Source organism: Okeania sp., assembly GCF_983059655.1.
The window spans coordinates 1-9339 of record NZ_CEZPJD010000285.1; the positions used below are offsets into that span (position 1 = coordinate 1).

The 9339-nt window shown below is 33.1% G+C and carries 10 protein-coding genes; 3 read left to right on the forward strand and 7 right to left on the reverse strand.

The features are described from left to right. Nucleotides 1-145 precede the first annotated feature (145 nt). Nucleotides 146-1015, reverse strand: a complete 870-nt coding sequence (locus tag AC3DU7_RS16615; RefSeq protein WP_488040435.1) for a sulfotransferase family protein — start codon at nucleotides 1013-1015, stop codon at nucleotides 146-148. A 255-nt stretch (nucleotides 1016-1270) separates the two neighbouring features. Here AC3DU7_RS16615 and AC3DU7_RS16620 point away from each other — a divergent pair, with 255 nt between their 5' ends. After that, nucleotides 1271-1492 (forward strand): hypothetical protein, encoded by a 222-nt coding sequence (locus AC3DU7_RS16620; RefSeq protein ID WP_488040436.1) that lies wholly within the window; start codon nucleotides 1271-1273, stop codon nucleotides 1490-1492. Between the two features lie 123 nt (nucleotides 1493-1615). Here AC3DU7_RS16620 and AC3DU7_RS16625 read toward each other — a convergent pair whose 3' ends face one another. Beyond that, nucleotides 1616-2476 (reverse strand): sulfotransferase family protein, encoded by an 861-nt coding sequence (locus AC3DU7_RS16625; RefSeq protein WP_488040437.1) that lies wholly within the window; start codon nucleotides 2474-2476, stop codon nucleotides 1616-1618. Nucleotides 2477-2793: 317 nt separating this feature from the next. On the opposite strand from AC3DU7_RS16625, the gene AC3DU7_RS16630 reads away from it, so the two are divergent. Next, on the forward strand, nucleotides 2794-3654 hold the full coding sequence (locus AC3DU7_RS16630; protein WP_488040438.1) for a Stf0 family sulfotransferase: 861 nt from the start codon (nucleotides 2794-2796) through the stop codon (nucleotides 3652-3654). 29 nt (nucleotides 3655-3683) lie between these two features. Here the strand turns inward: AC3DU7_RS16630 and AC3DU7_RS16635 are convergent, their stop codons facing one another. Beyond that, nucleotides 3684-4031, reverse strand: coding sequence for a hypothetical protein (locus AC3DU7_RS16635; RefSeq protein WP_488040439.1), 348 nt, complete (start codon nucleotides 4029-4031; stop codon nucleotides 3684-3686). Between the two features lie 81 nt (nucleotides 4032-4112). Here AC3DU7_RS16635 and AC3DU7_RS16640 point away from each other — a divergent pair, with 81 nt between their 5' ends. Beyond that, a complete protein-coding gene (locus AC3DU7_RS16640) occupies nucleotides 4113-5063 on the forward strand; it encodes a glycosyltransferase (RefSeq protein WP_488040440.1) in 951 nt (316 codons plus the stop codon). Between the two features lie 22 nt (nucleotides 5064-5085). Here the strand turns inward: AC3DU7_RS16640 and hpsE (AC3DU7_RS16645) are convergent, their stop codons facing one another. From hpsE (AC3DU7_RS16645) to rpmB, 4 genes are all read right to left on the reverse strand, one after another. Beyond that, on the reverse strand, nucleotides 5086-6054 hold the full coding sequence (hpsE, locus tag AC3DU7_RS16645; RefSeq protein ID WP_488040441.1) for a hormogonium polysaccharide biosynthesis glycosyltransferase HpsE: 969 nt from the start codon (nucleotides 6052-6054) through the stop codon (nucleotides 5086-5088). A 416-nt stretch (nucleotides 6055-6470) separates the two neighbouring features. Continuing rightward, the gene (gene hpsE / locus AC3DU7_RS16650) at nucleotides 6471-7484 is read right to left on the reverse strand and encodes a hormogonium polysaccharide biosynthesis glycosyltransferase HpsE (RefSeq protein WP_488040442.1); all 1014 of its coding nucleotides are present in this window, start codon (nucleotides 7482-7484) and stop codon (nucleotides 6471-6473) included. Nucleotides 7485-8276: 792 nt separating this feature from the next. Further along, nucleotides 8277-8501: a hypothetical protein gene (locus AC3DU7_RS16655; protein WP_488040443.1), complete on the reverse strand. Its 225-nt coding sequence runs from the start codon at nucleotides 8499-8501 to the stop codon at nucleotides 8277-8279. Nucleotides 8502-9008: 507 nt separating this feature from the next. Then, complete coding sequence (gene rpmB, locus AC3DU7_RS16660) at nucleotides 9009-9245, reverse strand: 50S ribosomal protein L28 (protein ID WP_202223490.1); 237 nt, start codon at nucleotides 9243-9245, stop codon at nucleotides 9009-9011. Nucleotides 9246-9339 lie beyond the last annotated feature (94 nt).

Consider the following 9339-nt stretch of genomic DNA (forward strand, 5'->3'; position numbering starts at 1 on the left):
AAGACATCTCCAATAATAAAAAATAAAATCAATTATCCTACAGAAATTATCAATTCTTTCCCCCTACTCCCTACTCCCTACTCCCTACTCCCTACTCCCTACTCCCTATTTTGGTGGAGATGTCTAAAGATTTTTTCAGCAAATCCTACATAGTAGATTCATAACCTAATTTTGATAAAGTCTCTTCAGCAATACTCTTAGTAGTCCGTTTTTGAAACCAATTAAGTTCTTTCTTCCATCGATAAAGGGACGCTGTATCAATTGACTTACGATTAAAAAAAGTCTGCATTCCCTCTCCTTTCATTGTCACAATATCGTGTTCTTGAGCGTAAGGAGATAAAAGCATATCACTCCATTCAACACCAATAAAATCTAGTAACCTAGCCATCTCTTGCTGAGGTGAAGTTGCTAAATCTTCATACTTTAAACTGATATAATTGAGACTAACTTTCTCAGCATCTTTCCAAAATTTTTGATTCCAATCAACCCATCTTTGCAGAGCATTTCTATAATTATTTTTGACTTTTTTATCAGAAACAGGAATAGTTTTCCACTTACCAATAGTTGATAAAGCTACATCTCGCCCATCCCGGTAAATATGTACGAATTTAGCATGGGGAAAAAGTTGATACAAAAAAGGTAAAGCAATAATATTTCTGGGAGTTTTTTCTGCCCACTGAATTTTGCCATGACTCCGAGCAGAAGCACTCATAATTTCATCAATAAAGTTTGCCATAAGTTGATAGATTAAATCTTTTTCTACTCCCTTAAAAGCTTTCACGGCTCCCCACTCATTTCTAGTTAAAAATAAAGTCAGCGATCGCAAACTTGGTGCCCAATCTAATTGTTGATTGGTAATCCAAGGAGCCTCTGGCCCACACATGATTTCTGGATGAGAATCCATCATCATTCGTAGTAATGTAGTTCCCGATCTGGGTACTCCCAAAATAAAAATTGGTGGGCGGTCTAAAGTAGGTTTAGTAGAAGCGATCGCTTCTTGATTTGATGTTTCCATAAATTCACTAAGTTTCTATTGATTAGCATACTTACAAGATTTTTCAGGATTAAGGGGTTTAATATTAATCCCTATTTACCAAATAATTAAGGTTTCAGTCTCTACTTTAAAGGAGAAAAAAGCGGAGCTTCCCGAGAAATTGTGGTCTAAAGCCTCCCCTTTTAAGGGGAAAAAAGAAAAAAATTTTCCTTTGAGTCAATCCTCTTCTTTTCAAGGAGAGGTAATTATTAATTATTCATTATTAATTATTCATTGTTGAACGTAGGGTGGGGTGGCGAGGTCTCGGAGCCATATCTAATTGACCAAGAGAAGAAAAAATTTTCCCTACTGCGTCAATCCTCTCCTTGGAAAGAAGAGGTAATTATTAGGGTGCATCTCAGTTTTGAAGAAAGCCAAAAATTAATCGCTTTTAGGGAGTGTCAAAAAAATATTTTTGTAAATATTGAGATGCACCCCAAAAATCAGGATGCTCTATAGTCTGAGTTTACCTATAAATTCACCAAGTGGTTTGAGTACTCCCTCTTCTTGAGTATAATTACTTATCGCCTAATTGAGATGCACCCAATTATTAATTATTAATTATTAATTATTAATTGTTATCTATTCTATCTCTGTTTGATTATTTACCCAATTTAGATCGACTTTCGATAATTTCTTGATAATATACTCCCTTTCTGATTCATTAAATAACTTTTGAAACTTCTGAGAATGAGAATTTGTAATTTCTTGTTTAACAGTTCTCCCTGCATTTTTCATACTTAATTTTTCCGCAGCAGTGCCATAATTTTCTAGCATTAAATCTGTAAAATCAATGCCAATAAATCCACAAAGTTTTACTAATTCTGCTTGAGGATTTGTGACTATATCTTCGTATTTAACTAAAGTATGATTAGATTTGTGTAGATACTGACGACTAATTTCTACAGCTTCAGTCCAACGCCTGATACATAGATTTAGATTCCAGCAATCTCCTCCCCAAGGTTCAGGATATTTCTGAGTAACCTCATGTAAAGAGGCCACTACATCAATCCCATTTCTGAGGAGATGGATAAACTTTACTCCAGGTACATTTTTTTCAATATAGTCAATATATAGAAGATGTTCTGGAGTTTTTTCTAACCAAATTGTTTTACCTTCAGTAGTCGTTAATTCATCAAGAATCTGAATAAATTGTCTAGTATATTGACTTCTCAATAAATTAAATTTAGAAAACTTATTTAACAAATATCCTCGATTAATTTCCTCAACAAAAAATTCTTTTAATCGAGGTTTAAAATACTGAGAAACCATTTTCAATTTTCGTCTCCAACGTTCTTTATACAGAGGGATAAGATACCAAAAGAATTTAGTTTCTGGAAAAGATAATATTTGTGGATGTGCAGCTAACATACTTTGCAATAAAGTAGTGCCAGACCGAGGACAACCAACCAAAAATAACCGTGTTTTTGATTTAAGTTTCATTTCACGAAATTTATAATTTTTAGGGAATATGAAATAGGTAACAAACAACAGTAAAAATACTGTACTTGATTAATTAAATAGCATATTTATCAATGTTTAACAATTTTTGAACGATCGCTTTAATCTTGAATTTTTATATGTTAGACTATTATATATAGCAATCCTAAATTGGTTGTGACAAATCAAAAAGTAGATAAAAAAACTGAAACTCTTACCTGTTCCCTATTCCCTGTTCCCTGTTCCATAAAAACAGTAAGATTTTTATACACAAATAAAATAGGATTGCTATATGTAGTAGAAATTAAGTGATGTAAATTATGGCGTTTCATAAAAGTTATATCATCTGTTCAATTGGTAGGAGTGGTAGTAGTTTACTGGCAAGTATTCTACGCGATTTTACTTATTGTGGTAATCCTAGAGAGTATTTCCATCCCAATAAAATTAAAAAATTAATAGAAAATAATGATAGTTCTATTTTTATAAACTATACAGACAAAATCTTGAATGAAGGACTCACAGCTAACGGTGTTTTTGGCGTAAAAATGCACTGGGAACATATGAGAGATTTCCTGAGGTTTACTCGAAAAAATTTAGGATATGAAAATCAAACAGATTTAGAAATTATCAATGATTTTTTTCCTAATACTCATTTTATTTATATTAGACGAGAGAATACGCTCAAGCAAGCGATTTCTACTGAAATTGCCCAACAAACAGAAATGTGGCGTCAAGAGATTAATGATACCCCGAAACAGCAGTTGAAAAAACCTAGTTTTAATCCTTTAGCTATCTATCGTATTGAAGAAGGAATAAAAAGACATGAAGGAGCATGGGAAAGATTTTTTCGACAAAATGATATAGATGTTTATGAAGTTGTTTATGAAAATTTCTGTCAATCTATAAAAACTACCACAATAGACATTATCAAGTTTCTTAAAATTGATCCTTTACCTGAATCAAATCAAATTCAAGTTTCTTTGCAAAAACAATCTAATAATATCAATGAGAGGTGGGAAAAATACTATAATCTGATACCTAAAACTTTTCTGAAAAATTATTCTCAATTTAGAAGTAAATTAAAACAATATTTAGTGAAAAAGTCTAATAGTGATGATAGGCAGCAGTTTAGACTATCTGCTACGGCAAAATTTTCGGCATTGTTAGGGGTAAAGTATTAGCATTTTGAAGCTACAACAGCTAAAAACCTTTAATGAATACCTTCTAATACCAATTCTCGGCGTTGCTGAATTGAAGTATGAATGCGTGATTGTTTGGTTCTGGTTAAGCCCCCGCGCATCCCCCAAAATTGGGGGACTTTTAGAGTTTTATTCCCCCCCAAAATTGGCTTGCTCGGGTAGCTCTGCATCATACCCAGAATCAGCAACGCCCAATTCTCGAAAATATTGCCATACTTGAGCAGTACTTCAGTTGTCAACATAATCAGCACAAGAAAATCACTTTTTTTTCTAGTTTCAGCTAAGTTAATGTTAATTATTCTTATGTTTACTTCTCCCTGTAAGGACGTTGCATACAACGCCCCTACCCGCTCCCCCACTTCCCCTCCCAGGAGGGGTTAGGGGTGGGTCCCTTGCTCAACAAAATTTAGAAAAGTTTTGGAGAAATGGTATAATTTTCTATGGCTCTAATTTCCGTAATAATTCCTGTTTTTAATGGGCAAAATACTATACAAAGAACAATTGAATCTGTCTTAAATCAAACCTTTGAAGATTACGAACTAATAATTATTAATGATGGTTCGACTGACTCAACAGAAGAAGTTATTTCCCAAATACCAGACCCGAGAATTAAAGTTTTTAATTATTCAAATTCTGGACCTTCTGCCAGTCGAAATCGTGGAATAGATATTGCTTCTGGAAAATATATTTCCTTTATTGATGCTGATGACCTTTGGACTTCAGATAAATTAGAAAAACAACTCTATAAACTTGAAGAAAATCCTCAAGCTAAAATAGCTTATAGTTGGACTAATTATATAGATGAGTTTGATAAGTTTTTATATCCAGGTTCCCACATCACAGCTAATGGAAATGTATATGAAAAACTGTTATTAAATAACTTTATAGAAAATGGGTCTAATCCATTAATCTATCGTCAAGCATTAATTGAAGTAGGTGGTTTTGATGAATCACTTTTTGCTGCTGAAGACTTGGATGTGTGGTTTAAATTAGCTATTAAATATGAGTTTGTTGCTGTACCCTCTCCTCAAATTTTATATAGAGTATCTACTAATTCATTATCTTCTAATCTTGCCAGAGTAGAAAAACAATGTTTAGAAGTTATAGATAGAGCTTTTGATCGTGTTTCTAAATCTTTACAGAATTTAAAACCAAAAAGTGTCTCTAATCTTTATCTTTATCTAACTATTAAATCTTTAGAAGGTAATGTTACCAAAACAAAAGGAATAGCAGCAGCTAGGTACTATATAAATGCTGTGAAAAATAATATTTCCTTACTTCAAGCAAGAAGAAAATTGATGATAATAATGTGGATAAAAATAATTGCTTACATCCTCCTACCTTCTACAATTCTAGAAAATTTATTGAAAAAATCTCAAAATACAAAATAGGGATAAAAAGATCATAAATTAATTACCCTAGTTTGTTATTATTCTCAAATTTAAAAATTTTGTTTAAATAATAAAAAGGACTCTGTAGACTACCTAAAAAAAATTCTAACTCAAAGGCTAGAATTAAATCTGTTTTAACCCGACCACGGTACTTAAGTAAATGTAGAATTATCCGACGAGAATTTCCTAACAATGTTCTCACAAATAGTATAGGCTTTTCCCAATTCTTAGCATTAATTGTTAGTAGGAAATAAGTTGGTAAGCCACAAGCACGACTTAAGGATAATAAATAATCTCTCTCTAATCTATGAGCAGGTATTTGATGATAACTTTCCATCTCAGGGTTGTACCAAATTTCCCAATCATTCTTGTGGATATACAACAAGAATTCATAATCTTCTGCCCCTAACATAGACTTACCTACTCTACCACTTAAAGCCAAGCGATCGGGGACAGATTCATTCCAAGCTTTTTTACTAACCACTAATGAAGCTGTAGTTGGTAAATTTAACTTATTTGGCTGGAAAAGATGAGGTTTACCACCATGTTCTCTAATAGACAAAAAAGGGTATACTCTTCTATATTCTGGCGGTGGTTTAACTTCAAAATCACCATGAATTTGACCGCCTACTGCTCCAGCTTGAGGATGAGCTTGGCAAAAAGAATATGCAGCAGATACCCAATTTTTCTCTGGTAAAACATCATCATCTAGAAAGCCAATATAAATCCCATTTGCCTCTTTAATTGCTTTTATTCTAGCAAACGCAGCCCCTTGTTGAGGCTCAAATAAGTATTTGATAGAAACAAATTCACCAAAACGAGATTGATAATCTTGAATTATTTGAGAGGTATTATCGTTACTATTATTGTCAACTATAATTACTTCCCAAGAAATATTTTCCGTGTTAATTTGCGACCGCAGTTTATCTAATACCAAGGGTAATCTATTCGCCCCATTGTAAGTTGGTATAGCAACAGTGAAGTCTAGCATTATTTTTTTAGTACCTACATTGCTTATACTTACATTATATATAGCATTTCTTAAGTTATATCATGTCCGGTTGAATAGTCATAATTAAAGCTTGTAGTAGGGCTTCAGCCCGAACTGTAGATAGAGGGCTAAAGCCCTACTACAAACAAAGACTTTTTTATCAGTGATTATCCGGACATGATATTACTTAGGTACAGTTGTTTATATTATTTTTTATTCCCTGCTCCCTACTCCTACCTCCTCGCTAATTCCCATTTCTCCTTTCCCTACTAAAAGAGTTTTTCAGCAAACCCTACTATAGTTATTGAATTAAATTTAATTAAATTCTTTTTAAATATTTCAAACTGTAGCCAAATTTTTTAACTCTCTGCTAGAAAATCGACTCCAGATAACTAGGATATAAATTTTTCATTTTGTTACCGACAATCAATACCACTAAAACCTATTTTAGATTTTACTACTGAAGCATTGTCTGATTCGAGTTTATTCAAATAGCCATTCTTCCACAAGTAAAAAGGACTTTTTAAACTATTAATATATAGTTCAAACTCACAAGCTGCCACTACATCTGTTCGTAATTTCAAACCATATTTGAGTAAATGACGGATGATTTTCCGACTATCATTTGCCGTATAAGCTAAAAAAGCTAGTGGTTTTAACCATGGTTTAACTCCTAACATTCGAGTTACATAACGACTTAAACCAATACCACGGAAAAATTTAATTAGATAATCTTTTTGTGTTCGGTGTTGAGGAATTTTGTGAATTACTTCCATTGCTGGGTTATACCAAATTTCCCAGCCTGCTTGTTGAATATAACTAATAGTTTCCGTATCTTCAGCAGTTAACATTGAACCCGGTACTCTACCACTTAATATACATTGCTCTGGAACACTTTCTAACCATACTTCTCGACGAACTACTAATCCAGCGGAAGGAGGTATTACCTTAATTTCAGGTTCATATAATAATGGTTGTTCTCCTCTTTCAGTGATGGCAAAAAATGGTTTGATTCTGTCAAAATTAGGCGGTAATTCTCCAGCAAAATCTCCATGGATTTGACTAGCATAAGCTCCTGCTTTTGGATATTTTTGAGCAAATTGATAAGCTGCTGCTACCCAATTTTCTGCAGGGATATTATCATCATCTAAGAAGCCAATTAATGGAGAATTTGCTACTTTTACTGCTTTTTTTCTGGCGAATCCTGCACCTTGTTGTGCTTCATTACAGTATCTTAATGGATTTTTTTTAGGCCAGTTTTTTTGATATCTACTGATAACTTTTTTTGTATTGTCTGTGCTGTTATTGTCTACAACAATAATTTCCCAATATAGCCCTTCTACCCCTATTTGAGAACGTAATTTGTCTAGAACTAATGGTAATCGTTCAGCTCCATTATAAGTAGGGATTGCTACAGTAATATCAATCATAATGATGCACTTCTTTTATAATTTTTTATCTATCAAAATATACCTAATATTTTTGTAATTGGGTAACAATCTTTTTTTATCATTACTGATGCAGTATAAAATTTTATACAAAAAATTAGGATTTATATAGTATCCGGATAATTAGTCAGTAGTCAGTAGTTGGTAGTTCAATAGAGTGCTGGTAAATCAATAGATGAAACCTTAAGATCCATCGGTTTTTGATACCTATAAATATTCTACAATAGTAAATGATGGGTATTACCCCTCGTAGAAAATAATTTTACCAATTATCAACGCCTTTCAATACTCAGTAATCAGTATTTACAGCAGATTTGGTGGTATGTGAGGTACAAATATTAACGATAAAGTTAAGACATTTTGCCTGCTAAAGATGTAGCTCACTCATCTGAAACATACTTAGGACTTGCTGAATAAAGTCTTTTGGTAGGAGTCAGAAGAAATGGGAATTATAGAAGAGGTAGTCGGAAAAGTTGTCCCTTAATTTTTCTGACATAAGCATCCCAAAATACTAGCTTTATGCAGCTCTTGCCGCCGAAAAGCTTACACTTTTTGAGGCCCAAAGCTGAAGTCTATTTTGATTGACTAATATATATTTGGTCCTCTTGAAAGAATTTTTGTCTCATATCATGTCCTTTTAAAAGTGTGAGAAAAAACTTTCTTCTTCTTTATCCTCCTTTTTCTCTCTTGACTCAGTCCTAGTCCGTATTTATAAGGATTTATCTAAACATTATATCACCGCAAAAATTGGAAATCCTGGGTGGCGATCATTCTTTAATATTTAATTAATAAGTGAAAAATCTCTGATATCAAATCCTCTTTATTCAAATTACATAAGTATTTAGGGTTTGCTGAAAAAGTCTTTTTGCGCTCGGCAGGGAGTAGGGAGTAGGGAGTAGGGAGTAGTGAAGAGTCAAGAGGAATCAGGAGTTGTAGAGGACGTACAAAGGAAAAATTATCCCAAGATTTTTCTGCTTCTATACTTACGCCAATACTCACTTTTTGAGCTTCCTTAGGCAAAAACCTGGTACTTTTTCACTACCTAAAAAGGCCAAAACCTTTATATATCAAGACTTTTATATTTAATCAGCAAACCCTATTTATTATTGTCCTTTTGCCTACATTTTGTAGCTCAATTTGTAACATAAAAATTAGTGCAAAATCTATAGCTTGCTTAAGTATTTATACTAAATAAATTATCTTCATTGACCTCGATCAGGATTCAAATTCTCAGTGAAACATTAAACATAAATACTTACTTAGGGTTTGCGTATGGAAAATTTTTTTACTCTTTGTAGTACCTACACCCCCAAGGAGATATCGCAAAACTTTTGAGAAATGGTCTAATTATTTTAATACAGGGAAATGTTTTTCCTACTGTTCCCAGATCGGATTTTCCCTGTTCCCTGCGATAAAAAGAATTAGGAAAAAACCAGAAAAAAAATAGCCCTGTCCTCATCAAGTGTAGGTCAGGGTTAAATTTAGATGAGTATAAAGAAAAATATATCAGCACTTATTCAAGTTAATGCCAGCAGCTTTGGCCATAGCTTGTATACCTTTGCTTTCTAAAGTTTTAATTGCTTTAGTTGATAGTCGCAGTTTCACCCAACGATTACCTTGAGGCCACCAAACTCTCTTCCATTGGAGATTTGCTTGCTGCAACTTGTGAGTGCGGATATGGGAGTGGGAAACTGCATAACCATTATTAGCTTTCTTTCCAGTCAATTGACATTTACGACCCATGATTTGTCTACCTAGATTTTTTTTACAACCTATTTATTATATATAGCAATATGATTTGAGTTGTGAGATATTGAAAACTTTTAGGGAACACCGG

Excerpts from the sequence above, each read along its gene's own strand:
- AC3DU7_RS16615 (WP_488040435.1), bottom strand. The coding sequence starts at position 1,015 with ATGGAAACATCAAATCAAGAAGCGATCGCTTCTACTAAACCTACTTTA.
- AC3DU7_RS16625 (WP_488040437.1), bottom strand. The coding sequence starts at position 2,476 with ATGAAACTTAAATCAAAAACACGGTTATTTTTGGTTGGTTGTCCTCGG.
- AC3DU7_RS16630 (WP_488040438.1), top strand. The coding sequence starts at position 2,794 with ATGGCGTTTCATAAAAGTTATATCATCTGTTCAATTGGTAGGAGTGGT.
- AC3DU7_RS16640 (WP_488040440.1), top strand. The coding sequence starts at position 4,113 with ATGGCTCTAATTTCCGTAATAATTCCTGTTTTTAATGGGCAAAATACT.
- hpsE (WP_488040441.1), bottom strand. The coding sequence starts at position 6,054 with ATGCTAGACTTCACTGTTGCTATACCAACTTACAATGGGGCGAATAGA.
- hpsE (WP_488040442.1), bottom strand. The coding sequence starts at position 7,484 with ATGATTGATATTACTGTAGCAATCCCTACTTATAATGGAGCTGAACGA.
- rpmB (WP_202223490.1), bottom strand. The coding sequence starts at position 9,245 with ATGGGTCGTAAATGTCAATTGACTGGAAAGAAAGCTAATAATGGTTAT.